The 18,151-nt window shown below is 69.3% G+C and carries 16 protein-coding genes; 5 read left to right on the forward strand and 11 right to left on the reverse strand.

What is annotated here, in order from left to right; translation table 11 throughout:
• Window positions 1-147: 147 nt before the first annotated feature.
• Window positions 148-1,854 (reverse strand): alpha/beta hydrolase, encoded by a 1,707-nt coding sequence (locus WA675_RS21315; RefSeq protein WP_336086488.1) that lies wholly within the window; start codon window positions 1,852-1,854, stop codon window positions 148-150.
• A gap of 162 nt (window positions 1,855-2,016) precedes the next feature.
• Here WA675_RS21315 and WA675_RS21320 point away from each other — a divergent pair, with 162 nt between their 5' ends.
• A complete protein-coding gene (locus tag WA675_RS21320) occupies window positions 2,017-2,307 on the forward strand; it encodes a YiaA/YiaB family inner membrane protein (RefSeq protein ID WP_336086490.1) in 291 nt (96 codons plus the stop codon).
• Window positions 2,308-2,353: 46 nt separating this feature from the next.
• On the opposite strand, the gene WA675_RS21325 is transcribed toward WA675_RS21320, so the two are convergent.
• Window positions 2,354-4,054 carry an alpha/beta hydrolase gene (locus tag WA675_RS21325; RefSeq protein ID WP_336086492.1) on the reverse strand — a complete coding sequence of 567 codons (1,701 nt, stop codon included), beginning with the start codon at window positions 4,052-4,054 and terminating at the stop codon, window positions 2,354-2,356.
• Between the two features lie 94 nt (window positions 4,055-4,148).
• Window positions 4,149-6,443, reverse strand: coding sequence for a phosphoribosylformylglycinamidine synthase subunit PurL (purL, locus tag WA675_RS21330; protein WP_336086493.1), 2,295 nt, complete (start codon window positions 6,441-6,443; stop codon window positions 4,149-4,151).
• 141 nt (window positions 6,444-6,584) lie between these two features.
• Between purL and WA675_RS21335 the strand changes: the two genes are divergently transcribed.
• Window positions 6,585-7,883 carry a glycosyltransferase 87 family protein gene (locus tag WA675_RS21335; RefSeq protein WP_336086495.1) on the forward strand — a complete coding sequence of 433 codons (1,299 nt, stop codon included), beginning with the start codon at window positions 6,585-6,587 and terminating at the stop codon, window positions 7,881-7,883.
• A gap of 11 nt (window positions 7,884-7,894) precedes the next feature.
• Here WA675_RS21335 and WA675_RS21340 read toward each other — a convergent pair whose 3' ends face one another.
• Window positions 7,895-9,187: a M18 family aminopeptidase gene (locus WA675_RS21340; protein WP_336086497.1), complete on the reverse strand. Its 1,293-nt coding sequence runs from the start codon at window positions 9,185-9,187 to the stop codon at window positions 7,895-7,897.
• A 17-nt stretch (window positions 9,188-9,204) separates the two neighbouring features.
• Window positions 9,205-9,600, reverse strand: a complete 396-nt coding sequence (locus tag WA675_RS21345) for a MarR family winged helix-turn-helix transcriptional regulator (RefSeq protein ID WP_336086499.1) — start codon at window positions 9,598-9,600, stop codon at window positions 9,205-9,207.
• Between the two features lie 95 nt (window positions 9,601-9,695).
• Here WA675_RS21345 and WA675_RS21350 point away from each other — a divergent pair, with 95 nt between their 5' ends.
• Window positions 9,696-10,772: a substrate-binding domain-containing protein gene (locus tag WA675_RS21350; protein ID WP_336086501.1), complete on the forward strand. Its 1,077-nt coding sequence runs from the start codon at window positions 9,696-9,698 to the stop codon at window positions 10,770-10,772.
• 98 nt (window positions 10,773-10,870) lie between these two features.
• Here WA675_RS21350 and purQ read toward each other — a convergent pair whose 3' ends face one another.
• The gene (gene purQ / locus WA675_RS21355) at window positions 10,871-11,548 is read right to left on the reverse strand and encodes a phosphoribosylformylglycinamidine synthase subunit PurQ (protein WP_336086503.1); all 678 of its coding nucleotides are present in this window, start codon (window positions 11,546-11,548) and stop codon (window positions 10,871-10,873) included.
• Window positions 11,545-11,781: a phosphoribosylformylglycinamidine synthase subunit PurS gene (gene purS, locus WA675_RS21360; protein WP_022565847.1), complete on the reverse strand. Its 237-nt coding sequence runs from the start codon at window positions 11,779-11,781 to the stop codon at window positions 11,545-11,547. The genes purQ and purS overlap by 4 nt, the downstream gene beginning before the upstream one ends.
• A 99-nt stretch (window positions 11,782-11,880) precedes the next feature.
• On the opposite strand from purS, the gene WA675_RS21365 reads away from it, so the two are divergent.
• Window positions 11,881-12,525 (forward strand): MBL fold metallo-hydrolase, encoded by a 645-nt coding sequence (locus WA675_RS21365; protein WP_336086507.1) that lies wholly within the window; start codon window positions 11,881-11,883, stop codon window positions 12,523-12,525.
• Between the two features lie 4 nt (window positions 12,526-12,529).
• On the opposite strand, the gene WA675_RS21370 is transcribed toward WA675_RS21365, so the two are convergent.
• From WA675_RS21370 to WA675_RS21380, 3 genes are read right to left on the reverse strand one after another with little or no spacing between them, the layout of a single operon-like run.
• Window positions 12,530-13,873 (reverse strand): dipeptidase, encoded by a 1,344-nt coding sequence (locus tag WA675_RS21370; protein ID WP_336086509.1) that lies wholly within the window; start codon window positions 13,871-13,873, stop codon window positions 12,530-12,532.
• 10 nt (window positions 13,874-13,883) lie between these two features.
• Window positions 13,884-14,321, reverse strand: a complete 438-nt coding sequence (locus WA675_RS21375; protein WP_336086511.1) for a hypothetical protein — start codon at window positions 14,319-14,321, stop codon at window positions 13,884-13,886.
• A complete protein-coding gene (locus WA675_RS21380; RefSeq protein ID WP_336086513.1) occupies window positions 14,318-15,742 on the reverse strand; it encodes an APC family permease in 1,425 nt (474 codons plus the stop codon). Before WA675_RS21380 ends, WA675_RS21375 begins: the two co-directional genes overlap by 4 nt.
• Window positions 15,743-15,911: 169 nt before the next feature.
• Between WA675_RS21380 and WA675_RS21385 the strand changes: the two genes are divergently transcribed.
• Window positions 15,912-17,288: a glutamate decarboxylase gene (locus tag WA675_RS21385; RefSeq protein WP_336086515.1), complete on the forward strand. Its 1,377-nt coding sequence runs from the start codon at window positions 15,912-15,914 to the stop codon at window positions 17,286-17,288.
• Between the two features lie 48 nt (window positions 17,289-17,336).
• Here the strand turns inward: WA675_RS21385 and WA675_RS21390 are convergent, their stop codons facing one another.
• Complete coding sequence (locus WA675_RS21390; protein WP_336086517.1) at window positions 17,337-18,038, reverse strand: DUF2334 domain-containing protein; 702 nt, start codon at window positions 18,036-18,038, stop codon at window positions 17,337-17,339.
• Window positions 18,039-18,151 lie beyond the last annotated feature (113 nt).

Here is an 18,151-nt window from a genome sequence, read left to right on the forward strand (position 1 = left end):
AACCGCGCTCCCGCGAACACACTTCACGCTGACTCGCCGTCCAGCCGGTGTGCGCCGGATGATCGAGCTCGCCTGATCCGCGCCGCGGACCCGTCCGCTCGCCCTCGGCCGCCCAACCGGCCGATGACAGCCCACACGCCCCCGCCCTCACTTCACCTCCCGCTCATAGACCTCCGCCGCCTCCAGCGCCGCCCGGATCCGGTCGACCTCCACCGCCGTCACCCCAGGCGGCGCCGCCACCGCCAGCCACCCGTCCAGCACCAGCGTCCCGTACCGGTGCCCGTGCCCGTCGACCACGCCTTGCGCATTGGTGAGATCGGCCGTGACCTGCCAGAACGTCACGAACGGCGCCCACCGCATCTGGGTGGACACATCGGTGCCGCGCGGCTCGCTCAACCAGTCCGGCTGGGTGAAGATCAGGTCCGCCGACCACCACACGATGGGGTCGGAGGGGTGCTGGAGGTAGGCGATGCGGGGTGCGCGCCAGGTTTCGGGTGGGCCGAGGTCGGTGGCGTCGTCGGCGAAGCGGACCACCAGCCCGTCCGCGTAGACCGGCTCCACCTGCGGTGATCCCGGGTCGCGCCGGTCGACGAACTGTTTCCAGAGCCGATTGGAGTTCGGCGGCCCCACCCACAGCGCCCCGTCGACCTTCTCGCGCAGATCGCCCAGCCCCTCGAACGCCTCCTCGGAGCCCTGCGAGCCCAGGCTCTCGCCGTAGACGAACAGCTTCGGCCGCTGTCCCTCCGGCTGGGCCAGCCATCGTTCGTACACCGCGTCGAACAGCTCCTGGCTCGCCGCGGCGGCCTTGTCCCGGTCGGACAGGAACGACAGCACGCTGGGCAGATACGAGTACTGGGTGGCCACGATGGCCGTGTCGCCGCCGTAGAGGTATTCGATCGCGCCCGCCGCCATCCCATTGACCCACCCGGTCCCGGTGGTGGTCACCACCACCATGGCCTCCCGCTCGAAGGCCTTGGTCCGGTCGAGTTCCTCGACGGCGAGCTGCGCGGCGGTCTGGTCGCCGTGGGTCGATTCGAGTCCGACGTACGCGCGAATCGGTTCGCGCGCGGGCTTTCCCGTCACCTCGGCGATATCGTCGGCGCTTGGCCCGTTGGCCACGAACCAGCGGCCCTCGAAGCCGAGGGTCTGCCAGGCCGCCAGCGAGGCCGGGCTGCCGGAGCGTTCGGGTTTCACCGGCTGCACCGCATAGGGCGTCTCGCGGTCGTTGCGCACGCTGAACGCGGAGTTGGCGACGGCGAAGAACGCCCGCGAGGCCACGCCGTTGAACGGCGTGGCCGCGAACACCACCAGCACCAGCGCTCCGGCGGCGGGCGCGAGCTCGCGCGGCACCTTCACCCAGCGGTTGAGCTGGCGGGCCAGCACCAGCACCAGGATGCGCAGCGTGCGATAGGCGGCCACCACCGCCACCCCGACCGCCACACTGAGCAGCCCGGTGCGCAGGTAGGCGGGGGTGGTGGTCCCGGCCATCCCCATCAGTGAGGTGATCTCGCGCTGCCAGCGCGCCGACTGCACCAGCATGAGCGCCGCGACCAGCGCGCATCCCACCAGCACGGTGGCCTTGATGCCGTAGCGCAGCCGGTCCGAGGGGCTCGGGATGGGGAGCCGCGCCCGCACCCAGCGCCGGAAGATCCACTCCAGCACGCAGCCCAGCCCGTATCCGATCGCGGCGTTGATTCCGCTGATCAGACCCTGGAACAGCCAGTCGCGCGGCACCAGCGAGGGCGTCACCGACAGCGCGAAGAACAGGGTGGCCAGCACCAGGCCGGGGTAGTTGAGGTCGATGATGTCCTCGGCACGGCGCAACAGCGCGGCGCCGCGCGCACGCAACGTCACGAGGGTCGAGCCTGCCGCAGACACTCCAACAGTATGGCTGGCCCGGTTCGGCCCAGCAGGCTGTTGTGAGTGGCGGGTCGGTCACTATCGGCGGCAACTACCCATCGCACTCGAGTAGTTTCACGCGCCCGCGAGACGGCCCGGATCCACAGACTTGTTCCCATGAGCACACCCAATGCCAAGCCGAAGAACACCTCGGCCTACATGGCCCAGGCCGCGATCGCTTTCGCCGTCAGCCTGTTCGGGACCGGTGCCGGGATCGCCTATCTGCCGCTGGACGGCTGGCAGCGCGCCTTCCTGGCGATGTCGGGCCTGTTCCTGGTGACGAGCTGTTTCACCCTCGCCAAGGTCGTGCGCGACCAGCAGGAGACCCAGTCACTGATCGGCCGGATCGACGAGGCGCGGCTGGAACAGCTGATCGCCGAACACAATCCGTTCAAATCGGTGTCGTGAGGGAACCGGGTCGGCCCCGATCGAGGGGTTCGGGGCCGACCCGTTCTCACTTGAGCTGACGCTCGGTGGCCATCGATTCGATCAGATACGCCTTGATCCGTTCCGCCACTTCCGGTGTGTAGTCCGGAGGTTGGGCCACCGCAGCCCAGGCGTCGGGAACGAGATTGCCGTAATTGTGGCCGTGCCCGTCCGAAACCGTCTGCGCGCGTGGCAGATCCGCCGCGACCTGCCAGAAGGTGACGATCGGATACCACGACATCGACGGCGACACATCGGGCCCGCGCCGTTCACTGAGCCAGTCGGGACGGCTGAACAGCAGGTCCGGCGACCACCACACCACCGGGTCGGAGGCGTGCTGGAGGTAGACGATGCGCGGATCGGTCCAGTTCGGCGAGGGTTTCGCCAGCTGATCGGCGCTGGCCGCGAAGCGCACCGACAGTCCGTCGGCGAAGGTCGGCGTGATCTCCTCGGTGCCGGGATCGCGGCGGCTGACGAATTCCGACCAGAGCCGGTTGGAGTTGGGCGGTCCCACCCAGAGCACGCCGTCGGTGCGGTTGCGGATATCGGCCAGCCCGGAGAACGCGCCCTCGGAGCCCTGCGAGCCGAGGCTCTCCCCGTAGACGAGCAGCCGCGGCCGGTTGTCCTCGGGCAGCGCCGACCAGCGCTCGTAGACCTTGTCGAACAGCAGCCTGCCCATCGACATGGACTTGTCCCGGTCGGACAGGAACGACAGCGCGCTGGGCAGATACGAGTACTGGGTGGCCACCAGCGCGGTGTCGCCGTGGAACATCAGCTCGATCGCCTCGGCGCTGGTGGTGTCGACCCAGCCGGTGCCGGTGGTGCTGATCACCACGAGCACCTCGCGCTCGAAGGCCTTGGTCCGGTCGAGTTCGGCCACCGCCAGGTCGGTCTGGGCCTCGAAACCGTCGGCCGACTCCAGCCCGGTGTACACCCGGATCGGTTCGCGCGCGGGCTTTCCGGTGACCTGCTCGATGGCCAGCGGCGTCGGCGCGTTGGCCACGAACCAGCGGCCCTCCGACCCGAGGGTGTCCCAGGCCGCCAGCGAGGCCGGGCTGCCCGAGCGTTCGGGCAGCGTCGGCTGGATCGCGTGCGCGGAGGTGTGACTGTTGCGGGCACCGAAGGCCGAATTGGCCACGGTGAAGAAGGTTTTCGCGAGCACGCCGTTGAACAGCAGCACCGCGGCCACCAGCACGATCACCACGCCGAGCGGCCGCGCGATCGAGGACGGAATGCGCACCCATTGGTTGAGCCCGCGGGTGATCCACCGCACCAGCCGCACGACCCCGCGCGAGATCCAGATCAGCAGCCCGACCACCACCGCGCCGAGCAGAGTGGTGCGCAGATATCCGGCGACCGAGTCCGAGACCGGCGCCATCTCCATGAGATCGGTGATCTCGCGTTGCCAGCCCGCGGATTTCGCGGTCATCAGGATCGCGAACACCAGGCAGACCAGCACGATGGCGATCTGCACGGCCAGCCCGGTCCAGCCCGGCCGCCGCGCCCAGACCGCCCGCGCCCGCGCGGGCCAGGCGATCTTGGGCAGGACCCAGCGGCGCCAGGCCCAGGCCAGCGCGCAGCCGAGGCCGTAGCCGATGGTGGCGTTGATGCCGCTGATCAGGCCCTGGAAGAACCAGTCGCGCGGCAGCAGCGACGGCGTCATGGACCAGCCGAAGAACATGGCGGCCACCAGCAGGCCGGTGTAGTTCGGATGAAAGAACCTCTCCACCAGGTGGATCCCCCGGAGCAAGAGGTTGTCGGGCGGGGTGGGAGTCGAGCTCGTGTCCTCGATGGTCAAGCCCGACTCCTCATCCCTGCGTCGCTCAGGCGGTATGCGCTCCGAACAGCTTAGGCAGCGTGCCCTCGAACGCCTCGCGCAATTCGGCGAGTGTCACCGAGAACTGGCCCTGCACCTCGACCGAATCCGAGCCCTGGTCCACCACGCCGATGCGCGCCCACGGCAGCTGCCGCGCGTCGCACATCTTGGTGAAGCGGGTCTCCTCCGAGCGCGGTACCGCGACGAGCACGCGCCCGGCCGACTCGGAGAACAGCTGCACGAACGGGTCCGAACCCTCGGGAAGCACGATGCGGCAACCGGTCTCGCCCGCCAGCGCGGCCTCGACGACGGTCTGCGCCAGGCCACCCTCGGACAGGTCGTGCGCGGCCGAGATCATGCCGTCGCGCGAACCGGAGGTGAGCACCTCCGAGATCAGCTGCTCGCGGGCGAAGTCGACCTTGGGCGGCACGCCACCGAGGTGATCGTGCACGACCTGCGACCAGATCGAGCCGTCCAGCTCGTCGTGGGTCTCGCCGAGCAGGATCAGTGACTCGCCGGGCTCCAGGCCGAGGCCGGTGGGGATGCGGCGGTGCACGTCGTCGATCACGCCGAGCACGCCGACCACCGGGGTGGGCAGGATGGCGTCCTTGCCGGTCTGGTTGTAGAAGCTGACGTTGCCGCCGGTCACCGGAATGCCGAGGGCCGCACAGCCGTCCGCGAGACCGCGCACGGCCTGCTGGAACTGCCACATCACGCCCGGGTCCTCCGGCGAACCGAAGTTGAGGCAGTTGGTGACGGCCTTGGGGGTGGCGCCGGTGGTGGCGACATTGCGGAAGGCCTCGGCCAGCGCCAGCTGCGCGCCGGTGTACGGGTCGAGCTTGGTGTAGCGGCCCGAGGCGTCGGTGGCCAGGGCGATGCCGCGGCCGGACTCCTCGTCGATGCGCACCACGCCCGCGTCGGCGTGCTCGGCCAGCACGGTGTTGCCGCGCACGTAGCGGTCGTACTGCTCGGTGATCCACTTGCGGCTGCACAGCTGCGGGCTGGCGATCATGGTGAGCAAGGTCTCGCGCAGCTCGTCGGCCGTCTTGGGCCGGGTGAGGTTCGCGGTGGTGTCGGCGATCAGGTCGTCCTGGGTGTCCGGACGCCGCACCGGGCGCTCGTAGACCGGGCCCTCGTGGGCGACGGTGCGCGGCGGCACGTCCACCACGGTCTCGCCGTGCCAGGAGATGACGAGGTGGTCGCCGTCGGTGACCTCACCGATGACGGTGGCCAGCACGTCGTGGCGCTTGCAGACGGCCATGAAGGCGTCCACGTTCTCGGGGGTGACCACCGCGCACATGCGCTCCTGCGACTCGCTCGACAGGATCTCGGCGGGGGTCATGTGCTTGGCGCGCAGCGGGACCTTGGTCAGGTCGATGTGCATGCCGCCGTCACCGGCGGCGGCCAGCTCGGAGGTGGCGCAGGACAGCCCGGCGCCGCCGAGGTCCTGGATGCCGACGACCAGTCCGGCCTTGTAGAGGTCCAGACAGCACTCGATGAGCACCTTCTCGGTGAACGGGTCACCGACCTGCACGGCGGGCAGCTTCTTGCGGCCGGTGCCGGTCTCCTCGCCGGAGAAGGTGTCCGAGGCGAGCACGGACACGCCGCCGATGCCGTCAAGGCCGGTGCGCGCGCCGAACAGGATGATCTTGTTGCCCGCGCCGGAGGCGAAGGCCAGGTGCAGGTCCTCCACGCGCATGGCGCCCGCGCACAGCGCGTTGACCAGCGGGTTGCCCTGGTAGGAGGCGTCGAAGACGGTCTCGCCGCCGACATTCGGCAGGCCGAGGGAGTTGCCGTAGCCGCCGATGCCGCGGACCACACCGTCGACCACGCGCCGGGTGTCGGCCGCGTCGGCCGCGCCGAAGCGCAGCTGGTCCATTACCGCGATCGGGCGCGCGCCCATCGCCATGATGTCGCGCACGATGCCGCCGACGCCGGTGGCCGCGCCCTGGTACGGCTCGACGTAGGACGGGTGGTTGTGGGATTCGACCTTGAAGGTGACGGCCCAGCCGTCACCGATGTCGACCACACCGGCGTTCTCGCCGATACCGGCCAGCATGGAGGCCTTCATCTCGTCGGTGGTCGTCTGGCCGAAGTAGCGCAGATGAACCTTCGACGACTTGTACGAGCAGTGCTCACTCCACATCACCGAGTACATCGCCAGTTCGGCGTCGGTGGGCCGACGGCCCAGAATCTCCTTGATGCGGGCGTACTCGTCGTCTTTGAGACCGAGTTCCTTGTACGGCTGCGGAGCATCCGGGGTGGCTGCGGCGGTGGCGACGGTGTCGACCTGCAGTGTCACGGGAGACCAGGGTCCTTTCGGCCGGGGGGAACTTACCTGCAGAGTCTAATCGGCCCTGGACGCGCGCCCGCCGACGCCCCGTCCCTGCCCAGCTGATCACACCCGCGCTTCGACCAGGCGTTGACCCGTTAGTCTGACGCCGTGAACGAGAGTCCGGGGGTTGCCGAGCAGGTCGAGCCGCCTGTTCCCGCGCGCGGGGTGGAATCGAGCGCCACTTCTTCCGGTCAGGACCGCCCGCCCGAGCCGATCGATCCGGACCGGCAGCGGCGCTGGCTGGCCGCGGCCATCGGCCTGTTCGTGTTCTCCGCGGCGGTCGCGCTGCTGGTGCACTGGTGGCACGGCTACATCGATTTGCAGGTCTACCGCAACGGCGCCCGCGTGTGGCTCGACGGCGGCGATCTCTACGGCCCGATGCCGCCGGTCTACGGCCTCGGCCTGCCCTTCACCTATCCACCGCTGGCCGCGATGTTCTTCGTGCCGCTGGCGCTGATGCCGCTGGTGGTGGCCGAGATCGTGGTGCTGGCCAGCTCGCTGACCAGCCTGGGGATCGTGCTGTGGCTGGTGCTGGTGCGGGTGCGTCCCGAGCTCGACCGGATCTCGGTGCTGACCGTGGTGATCGCCGGGCTCGGCCTGGCCCAGTACCTCGAACCGGTGCGCCAGACCTTCAACTTCGGCCAGATCAACCTGGTGCTGATGGCCGTGGTGGCCATCGACGTGCTGGTGCGCAAGCCGTTCTGGCCGCGCGGCATGCTGATCGGCATCGCCGTGTCGATCAAGCTCATCCCCGCCGGATACCTGCTCTACTTCCTGCTGCGCCGGGACTGGAAGGCCGCGGCCACGCTGGTGGTCTCGGCGGCGGGCGCGGTGGGCATCGGCTTCCTGCTGTTCCCGAACGATTCGGTGCAGTACTGGTTCCACACCGTCACCGACACCGGCCGCATCGGCACCCCGTATTTCGCGGGCAACCAGTCCATCAAGGGCACCCTGTTCCGGCTCGGCCTCGACGAGACGATGGCGACCGGGCTGTGGATCGCGCTGTCGCTGATCACCGTCGGCCTGGCCGCCATCTGGATGGTGCGGCTCATCGACGCGGGCTCGCACGTGTCCGCGCTGCTGGTGAACGCGGCCGCGATCCTGCTGGTGTCGCCGGTGTCGTGGTCGCACCACTGGGTGTGGGCCGCGCCCGCCCTGGTCGTCGCGGTGGATCAGGCCACCCGGCGCCGCTCGCGTGGCTTCACCGCGGTGGTGGCGCTGTTCACGCTGATGTTCATCGTCGGGCCGCAGTGGGTGCTGCCACACTCCGAGGACAAGGAACTGGCCTGGAGCTGGTGGCAGCAGATCATCGGCAGCAGCTATGTGTGGGCCACGTTCGCGGTGATCGTCTACGCGGTGTGCACGTACCGCCCGGCCAAGCCCGCCCCGGAGCTCGCGGCGGCCTAGGACCGCGGCGGTCAGTCCAGCTCGACCGGGGTCAGGAAGGCGGCCAGCGCGGCGGCGTAGGCGGGCACGTCGGCGGCCGCCATGAGTTCCCGGCAGGAGTGCATGGCCAGCTGCGGGGCGCCGATGTCGACGGTCGACATGCCGGTGCGCGCGGCGGTCATCGGGCCGATGGTCGACCCGCACGGCAGATCCGCGCGATGCACATACCGCTGCAACGGCACTCCCGCCTGCGCGCAGGCCAGCGCGAACGCGCCCGCGCCCGCCGCGTCGGTGGCGTAGCGCAGGTTCTGGTTGACCTTGAGCACCGGCCCGCCGCCGATCTCGATCCGGTGCGCGGGCTCGTGCCGCTCGGGGTAGTTCGGGTGGGTGGCGTGGGCCATGTCCCCGGAGGCGACGATCGAACCGGCCAGGGCGGCAAGGTAATCCGCACGACCGCCGCCGCGCTCGAGCACGATCCGCTCCAGCACCGCGGGCAGCAGGTCGGACTGGGCGCCGCGATCGGACTGGCTGCCGACCTCCTCGTGGTCGAACATCACCAGCACCGGCGAGGCCGCGCCCGGCTCGTCGACGGCGGCCAGGAACGCTTGCAGACCGGCGTAGCAGGTGCCCTGGTTGTCCAGCCGGGGCGCGCTGACCAGGTCGTGCGCGCGGCCGACCAGCGTGCTGGGCGCCAGGTCGTGGGTCATCAGTTCCCAGCCGAGCACATCGGTACCGGCCACCCCGGCCCGCTCGGCGACGAAGTCCAGGAACGCCAGGTCGGCGTCGCCGATGCCCCAGATGGCGTTCACGTGCCGCTGCGGGTCCAGCGTCACTCCGCGCCGGTCCTCGGACAGGTGGATGGCCAGCTGCGGCACCCGCAGGATCGGCTCGTCGATACGGACCAGCAGATCGCGCATCCGGTCGCCCTCGCGCACGCTCAGCCGCCCCGAGATGCCGAGTTCACGATCCAGCCACGAGTTCAGCCAGGCCCCGCCGTAGGGCTCGAGCCCGACCAGCTGCCACCCCGCCGACGACAGATCCGGATGCTGCTTGACCCGCAGATTCGGGCTGTCGGTATGCGCCCCGACCACCCGGAACGGATCGGTGGGCGCGGCGTCGAAATCGGCCCACGCGATCAGCGAACCCCCGCGCACCACATAGTGTTTGCCGCCCGCCGACTCCCACGGCCGCGTCTCCGGCAGCGCCGTGAACCCGTTCGCCTCTAGTTCGGCGGCCACCGTCGCGCACACATGGAACGGCGACGGCGAAGCATCGATGAAGGCACACAGTCCGCTGGCAGTGGCCGCTGTCAGAGATACAGGCATGCGCCCGATCCTAGGGGCTAACGTTCGGCGATGACCCCGAGCGCGGTGACCAGATCGCCGTAGCGGCGCACCCCGAGCCGCGCGCGCAGTTCCTCCTCGGCCAGTTGTTCCTCGGCGCGGATCTTGGCGACCAGCTTGGCGCCGAGGCTGCTGAGCCCGATCAGGATGCGCCTGCGGTCGTCGGTGGCGGCGACGCGGAAGATCAGCCCGCGTTCGGCGAGATGGTCGGCATGGCGGGTGGCCGAGGACGGGGCCAGCCGCGCCTGGGTGGCCAGCTCCGACATGGTGATGCCCTCATCGGTGGACAACTGCGACAGAATCGCCCAGTGATCGGCCGAGAGATTGTCGGCGGTGAGCGCGGAATCCAGCCGCCGCACCCAGTTCCGCTCGGCGCAGCGCAGCGCAGCATGCAATGTGGAATACCCACTTATGATGGACACCGAATGCTTTCCCACCTGCCGAAATATCCGTCGAACGACGCCGTTCGCATCAGTCGATAGAGTACCGAATGCCCACGTTCCACGAGCGCCGGGAGGAGACGATCGAGATACTCTCGATCGTCCCGACTCAGGGTCCGGGTGGCATCATCGCCCCATCGTGCACCGCCGCGATCTCCCTCGCGGTCGACGAGATCAACAGCGGCACAGGGATTCTCGGCCGGGAGATCCGGCTGACCACGATCGATGGCGGGCGCCCGCCGCACGAGGTCGCCACCGAGATCGAGGCCTTCCTCGCCACCGGTATGGTCGGCGCGATCACCGGCTGGCACACCTCCGCCGTGCGCCGTGCGGTCGCGCGGGCGGCCGCCGGACGGGTGCCCTACCTCTACGCGACCGATCACGAGGGCCTGCCCGACGAACGTCCCGGCGTGCTGCTGGTCGGCGAGCATCCCGATCACCAGACCGTGCCCGCCGCCGCCTGGATGGCCAGGGAACTGGGTGTGCGGCGCTGGGCGGTGATCGGCAACGACTACATCTGGCCCCGCCAGACCGCGCACGCGCTGCGCCGCGCGCTGCCCGCCCCCGCCGACATCGTGCTCGAACGCTACGTGCCGCTGGGCACCACCGATTTCCACGCCTTCCTCGACGAACCGGCGCTGCTGTTCGCCGACGCGGTCCTGGTGCTCATGGTCGGCGCCGACACCGCGCGCTTCAACCGGCAGTTCACCGCCACCGGCCTGCCCACCGTGCTGCCCCGCCTGAGCCCCGCCGTGGACGAGAACGTGCTGCTCAGCGCGGGCCCGAAAGCCAATGACAATCTCTACGTGGCCTCGGGCTTCTTCCTCGACGACCACACCGCCGACGGCCGCGACCGGCGCGCCCGCTACCGCAGGCACCAGGGCTCCTTCGCCCCCGCCCTGACCACCTTCAGCAATTCCGCCTACGAGGCGGTACACCTGCTCGGCGCCCTCGCCGACACGGTCGGCACCCTCGATGTGGAGACGCTCTCGGCCCGGCTGGCCGACGGCATCACCCTGGACGGCCCGACCACCCGGCACGGCTTCACGGGCAATCAGGCCGTCGGCCCCGCATACCTCGCCAGGGCCGACGGAGTCGACTTCGACATCATCGACAAACTGCCCTAGCAACCACCACGCCCCGACCTCAAGGAGGGGCAGGCCGCGAAGCGGCCGTCGCGGCCCCCCAGGGGCCGCGACCTCGAGCGCGCCAGCGCTCCAAAAACTCAAGCGTTGATCAGGGTGTCCAGCACGGAGTAGAACATCCCCAGGCCGTCGTCGCTCGGGCCGGTGAGGGCCTCGGTGGCGTGCTCGGGGTGCGGCATCAGGCCGACGACCCGGCCGTTGGCCGAGGAGATACCGGCGATCCCGCGCTGCGAGCCGTTCGGGTTGTCGCCCGCGTAGCGGAACACCACGCGACCCTCGCCCTCGAGCTCGTCGAGCACGGCCTCGGAGGCCTGGTAGCGACCCTCGCCCGACTTCAGCGGGATGAGGATCTGCGCGCCCTGCTCGTAGCGCGAGGTCCAGGCGGTGTTGTTCGCCTCGACCTGCAGCCACTCGTCACGGCAGATGAAGTGCAGGCCCTCATTGCGGGTCAGCGCGCCCGGCAGCAGCCCGGCCTCGCACAGCACCTGGAAGCCGTTGCAGATGCCCAGCACCGGCAGGCCCTGACCGGCCGCGCGCACAACCTCACCCATCACCGGCGCGAACCGGGCGATGGCGCCGCAGCGCAGGTAGTCGCCGTAGGAGAAGCCGCCGGGCACGATCACCGCGTCGACACCCTTGATGTCGGCGTCGGCGTGCCACAGGCTCACCGCCTCGCCACCGGCCAGGCGCACCGCGCGGGCCGCGTCGACGTCGTCGAGCGTGCCCGGAAACGTAATAACGCCGATGCGTGCGCTCACGAGACCCGAACGACCTTCCAGTCCTCGATCACCGTGTTGGCCAGCAGCGCCTCGGCGATCTGCTCGAGCTCGGCGTCGGAGACGGACTCGTCCACCTCGAGCTCGAATCGCTTGCCCTGCCGCACATCCGAGATTCCGGCGAATCCCAGACGCGGGAGCGCGCCGACCACGGCCTGCCCCTGGGGGTCCAGGATCTCGGCCTTCGGCATGACCTCGACCACGACTCGTGCCACGCGTTGCTCCTCATGTGGTGTGGGGGTTTACTCCAGAAATCGTAGTTGACCCGGCCGTCGTGCCCGCGTTCCGGGGTCACCGGCGCTTAGCATCGGCATATGCGCATCGCCCACTTCGGTCATTCCTGCATCCTCGTGGAACTGCACGGTGTGAAAGTGCTGTTCGATCCCGGCACCTTCGCGCACGGCTTCGAGGGCATCACCGGACTGGACGCGATCGCGGTGACCCACCAGCATCCCGACCATATCGATCCCACCCGCATCACCGCCCTGATCGAGGCCAACCCCACCGCCCGCCTGCTGTCCGACCCGCAGACCGCCCAGCAGCGCAGCGAGGGCTGGGAGCCGGTCTCGGCCGGGCAGGTGCTCGAATTCGGCGAATTACAGATCACCGGCGGTGGTGGACGTCACGCGGTGATCCACCCCGATATCCCCGTGATCGATAACACCGTCTTCCAGCTCGGCACCGCCGCCGACCCGGCCCAGCTCGTACATCCCGGCGACTCCCTGTGGGTCCCGCCGGTGCCGGTCGGCGTGCTGGCCATTCCGGCGGTCGCCCCGTGGATGCGGATCTGGGACACCGTCGACTACCTGCGCGCGGTGAATCCGCGCACCGCCATCCCGATCCACCACGGCATCATCGACCCATCCGCGCACGGCATCTACTTCGGCAGGCTCAGCGAGATGGCCCCGGCGGGCACCGAGTTCCGCGCGATGGCCCCGGAGGATCAGGCCCAGTTCTGAACGCTCAGCGATAGGTGCTGAGGAACAGTGCCTCGGCCAGCGCCATGTGCTCGATCTCGCTCGGGTCGACGCTCTCGTTGGGCGCGTGGATCAGGCACTTGGGCTCTTCCACGCCGAGCAGCATGATCTCGGCCTTCGGGTAGGTGTCGGCGAAGACATTGCACAGCGGGATCGAGCCGCCCTGCCCCTCGGTGGTGATGGGCCGCCCGTAGGCGGTCTCCATCGCCTGACCCATGGCCGCGCGGGCGGGCCCGTGTTCGGCGGCGACGAAGGGCTCACCCATCGATTCCAGTTCGATGTCGAGCTGGGCGTTCCACGGCACGTGCGCGCGCAGGTGTTCGGTGAGCAGCTCGTAGGCCCGCTTCGGTTCGGTGCCCGGGGGGATGCGCAGATTGAGCCGGGCCCGGGTGCTCGGCTGGATCGCCGCCGAGGAACCGACGACGGCTGGCACGTCCATGCCGAGCACGGTCAGCGCCGGGCGCGACCAGAGCATGTCCGAGACGGTGCCGCCGCCCACCACGTCGACGCCGTCGAGAATGCCCGCGTCGGAACGGAAGTCGGCATCGGGGTATTGCGCGCCGGTCCACTTCTGGTCGTTGGTGAGCCCGTCGATGGTGGTGTTGCCGTGTTCGTCGCGCAGGGTGGACAGCAGCTGGATCATCGCGGCCAGCGCGTCGGGCGCGGGACCGCCGAACATGCCCGAATGCATCGGTCCCGCCAGGGTTTTCACGGTGAGTACCACGTTCACCATGCCGCGCAGGGTCTGGGTGAACGTGGGCACGCCGACGGCGAAGTTGCCGCAGTCGGCGACCAGGATGGCGTCGGCGGCCAGCAGCTCGGGATGGGCGACGACGAACTTCTCCAGCCCGCCGGTCCCCTGTTCCTCGGAGCCCTCGGCGACGACCTTGATGCCGATCGGGAAGTCCGGTCCGATGGCGCGCAGGGCCGTCAGGTGGGTGACGATATTGCCCTTGCAGTCGGCCGCGCCGCGCCCGTACCAGCGGCCGTTCTTCTCGGTGAGTGTCCAGACCGGGGTGTGCCAGGCGTCGTCACCGAGCGGCGGTTGCACGTCGTAATGGCAGTACAGCAGCACCGTCGGGGTGCCCGCCGGGCCGGGCTTGTGCCCGATGACCGCCTTGCTGCCGTCAGGTGTCTCGTGCAGGCCGACCTCGGTGAGCCCGGCCGCGGCGAAGGCGTCGGCCACCCACTGCGCGGTCTGCTCGCACCCCTCCGGCGGGAACTGGCGCGGGTCGGCCACCGACTTGAACGAAACCAGCTGGGCCAGATCCTGTTTCGCCCGGCCCATCAGCCCGGAGACCTTGCTGCGCAACTCTGCTTCGGTGGTCATCGATCACGCCTCACTTGGTGGTGTCGTCCAGCTTCAGAGTGTCCAGATGAGAAAGGTAGTCCGGCAGGCGATCCGGGCAGTAGACGCCGATGGTGATGGCCACCGCCCGGGTGGAGTCGTTGGCGCCGATCACCGGACGCTGCCCCGGTCCGGCGGCACCATTGGTGATCGAGGCCTGGTATTTCGCCCTGATCAGCGGGGAGCTCGGGTCCTGGCAGACCGACCCGCCGTCCTCGCCGAGCGCGTCGGCGATCACCCGGGTCTCGGGGGCGGGCAGCCCGGCGGCGAGCAGCTCGTCGTGCAGCTGTTCGGCTTTCGCGGTGGCCTGGGTGCTCTCGCGGATCTCGCTGAAGGTGAACAGGCCGATCAGCGCGAACACCACGAGCAGCACCCCGGCGGTGACGTAGATCCAGCGGCGCTTGTGGTCGGGAGCGTCTCCGGTCGTCATGCCTTCTCTCCCTCCGGAACCTCACGTTTCCAGCTCTCACTGCGGTTTCGGTAGAACAGGTACGGGATGAGCAGGCCGACGATGCCCATGCCGCCGCCGACGATCAGCACATAGATCCACGGACTGCCCGCGCCGAACTGCGAGGGTGGCACGAAGCCGATGGCGAACGCGGCGACCGAGGACACCGCGCCGAGCCCGCACAGCGCGAACAGCATCGGCGCCCGGTACCCGCGCGGGTGATCCGGATTGTCGCGGCGCAGCTTGGCGGCCGCGGCGAACATCAGCACATACATGATCAGATACACCTGCGTGGTGATCACCGACAGAATCCAGTACGCGCTGGAGACATTCGGGATGAAGGCGTAGAGCAGCGCGATGATCGTGGTGAACACGCCCTGGGCGACCAGCATGTTCTGCTGCACGCCGTGTTTGTTCAGGGTGGTCAGGATCGGGGGCAGATACCCCTCGCTGCGCCCGATCAGCAGCAGCCCCTTGGACGGTCCGGCCAGCCAGGTGAGCATGCCGCCCAGCGCCGCCGCCACCAGCGCGATGCCCACGATCGGGGTGAGGAAGCCGATCCCGAAGTGGCTGAAGAATCCGTCGAAGGCCTGCATCACCCCGGCGGTGAGGCTCAGGCTGGCCGAGGGCACCACCCAGCTGATCGCCAGCGCGGGCAGGATGAAGATCACCAGCACCAGGCCCATCGCCAGGAACATGGCCTTGGGGAATTCCTTGGCGGGATTGCGCAATGAGGACACGTGCACCGCGTTCATCTCCATGCCCGCGTAGGACAGGAAGTTGTTCACGATCAGCACCAGGCTCGCCAAGCCGGTCCAGGCGGGCAGCAGATGATCCGAATCCATCGGCGCCGCCGACGGATTGCCCTGTGCCAGGAATACCAGGCCGAGCACCACCAGCACCGTGCCGGGAATGAGCGTGCCGATCACCAGGCCCATACTCGACAAACCGGCCACCGTCTTGGTGCCCTGCGAGGACACATACACCCCGGCCCAGTAGACGGTGATGATCACGATCGCCACATACAACCCGTTGGACGCCAGCGAGGGATGAATGATGTAGGCGAAAGTGCTTGCCACATAGGCGAGCAGGCTCGGGTAGTAGAAGATCGTCATGGCGAACTGGCACCAGACGGCGAGAAAGCCGAGCGGCTTGTTCAGCCCGTCCCCGACCCATTTGTAGATGCCGCCCTCCCAGCCCGACGCCAATTCCGCGGCGACCAGCGAGGTCGGCATCAGGAACAGGATCGCGGGAATGACATAGAGGAACACACAGGCGAGTCCGTAGACCGCCATGGTGGGCGCCGAGCGGAGGCTGGCCACCGAACTCGTGGTCATCAGCGCCAAGGTGACCCAGGACAGATACTTCGTCGTCGTCGCGGCTTTCGTCGCGGTGCCCGTCATCAGCGCTGCCTCCTGCTGTGTACCGCACAACCAAGGGAAACTCGCCCATGCATAGTAACCGCTGAGCATCCCGCCGGTAAGCTCGAAACGAGCGCTTATGCCATGGAATCGTCGCTAGATCACGACAGAGCAAACACCCGGCAGTGCACCCTCTCCCTGGAGGCAGACAGTGGCCGAGAACCCGGACCGCGATGACCTTTTCAGTCTCCCCGGCTTCACCCGTCCCGCTCCACAGGGCGATTTCCCCGCCCACGAGCTCACCCCCGATGTCGCCTACGAGATCGTGCACGACGAATTGATCCTCGACGGCGTCGCGCGGATGAACCTGGCGACGTTCTGCACCACCTGGATCGACGATCAGGCACACCGGCTGATGGCCGAATCGGTGGACAAGAACATCGTCGACAAGGACGAATACCCGCAGACCGCCGAGCTGGAGAAACGCTGCGTGCGCATGCTCGCCGATCTGTGGAACGCCCCTGATCCGGCGTCCACGCTGGGCACCTCCACCACCGGGTCCAGCGAGGCCGCGATCCTGGGCGGGCTGGCGGCCAAGTTCCGCTGGCGGGCGGCGGGCGGGACGGGCACGCCGAACCTGGTCAGCGGGCCGGTGCAGGTGTGCTGGGAGAAGTTCGCGCGCTACTTCGACGTGGAACTGCGCCAGGTGCCGCTGCGCGCGGGCAACTACACCCTGCACCCCGACGATCTGCCGAAGTACTGCGACGCCAACACCATCGCCGTGGTGCCGACCTTCGGCCAGACCTTCACCGGCCTGTTCGAGGACGTGGCCGCCCTCAGCGCGGCCCTGGACCGCCTGCACGCGGGCGGCGGCCCCGACATCCCGATCCACGTCGACGCGGCCAGCGGCGGTTTCCTCGGCCCATTCACCGCGCCGGACCTGGTGTGGGACTTCCGTTTACCCCGGGTGAAGTCGATCAACGCCTCCGGCCACAAGACCGGCCTGGCCCCACTCGGCGTCGGCTGGGCGATCTGGCGCGAGGCCGCCGATCTGCCGCGCGAACTGGTCTTCGACGTCGACTATCTGGGCGGCGATATGCCCACCTTCAACCTGAATTTCTCCCGCCCTGGCGGGCAGGTGATCACCCAGTACTACGACTTCATCCGGCTGGGCAGGCCCGGCTACACCCGCGTGCAGGCGGCGATCTACCTCGTCGCCCAGCATTTCGCGCGCGGCCTGGCCGAGCTCGGCCCGTTCGAGCTCATCCACGCCGCCCACCCCGACAAGGGCATCACCGCGGTGGCCTGGCGGCTCACCGACGGCGCGGCCTACAACCTCTACGACCTGTCCGACCGCCTGCGCGCCCGCGGCTGGCTCATCGCCGCCTACCCACTCCCCGCTGACCGCCAGGACGAGACCATCATGCGCGCCGTCTTCCGCCACGGCTTCACCGTCGACATGGCCGAACTCCTCCTCGCCGACATCGCCCGCGGCCTCCACCAGCTCACCGACAACCCGTGGCGCACCCCCCTCACCCGCGAACAGGCGGGCGGCTTCACCCACGACGCGGCCCCCGAGGTCCCCTGAGCAGGCCACCGCCGCGCTCGATCGCCCGCGCGCGCGGCGGTGGCGGCCTCAGGCAGCCCTGATCGCCGGGAAGGGTTCCCAGCGGTAGACCTCGCTGCGCGCACCGTGATACAGGGCCAGGTCGACCGCGTCGAGCATGGCCTGGCGGGGGCCCGGGCGCTGTAATTGCGCGGCCGAGATGGCAAGTCGCAGGACGCCGCCGCGGCGGGCGGTGCGGGCCGCGCCCATCACCAGCGCGCGACACCACCACGGTTCGGCCCGGAAGCCCTCGCCGATCCCGTAGACCCGGGCGCGCTGGGCCGTGTCGCGTTCCAGGTCGTGGATGCTGAACAGGCCAAGGGCGAGGCGGAAGCCGACATCCGGCAGCGCGTCCAGCGCGCCCGAGGAGGCGTCCCAGCGGGGCGCCGCGAACAGGCGGGTGCGCAGCTGCACCCGCTCCATCACCCGGTCGGCCGCCGTGAGCCGCAACCCGGCCTCGTGCCGGGGCAGACTCGCGAACTCCGCGCGCCGCGATTTGGTGGCCGCCTGGTCGTAACCGTGCAGCACGATCGCGTCGCCCTCGTGCCGCCTGCCCCGCAGCCACGATTGCGTCGCCGGATCGTCGACCAGCCGGTACTTGCCCTTCAATCGGGGCGCCACCAGCAGCGACAACCGCACCGCCCGACGATCCATCTCCGCCGCGAACTCGATCGCCGCGTCCCGGGTGGTATCCCGGATCCCCGACACCGAAACGATCAGCTCAGCGTTCATGACCTGACGATGTCAGCCCGAGATGACACCCACGTGCTCCCCCGATGACACCGCGACGAACAGCACCGCACACCTCACCACCTGCTCGGCAAGCTCGTCGCGCCGACCGGTCC

The organism is Nocardia sp. SSK8, assembly GCF_037034205.1.
In the GTDB taxonomy this organism is placed as follows: Bacteria; Actinomycetota; Actinomycetes; order Mycobacteriales; family Mycobacteriaceae; genus Nocardia.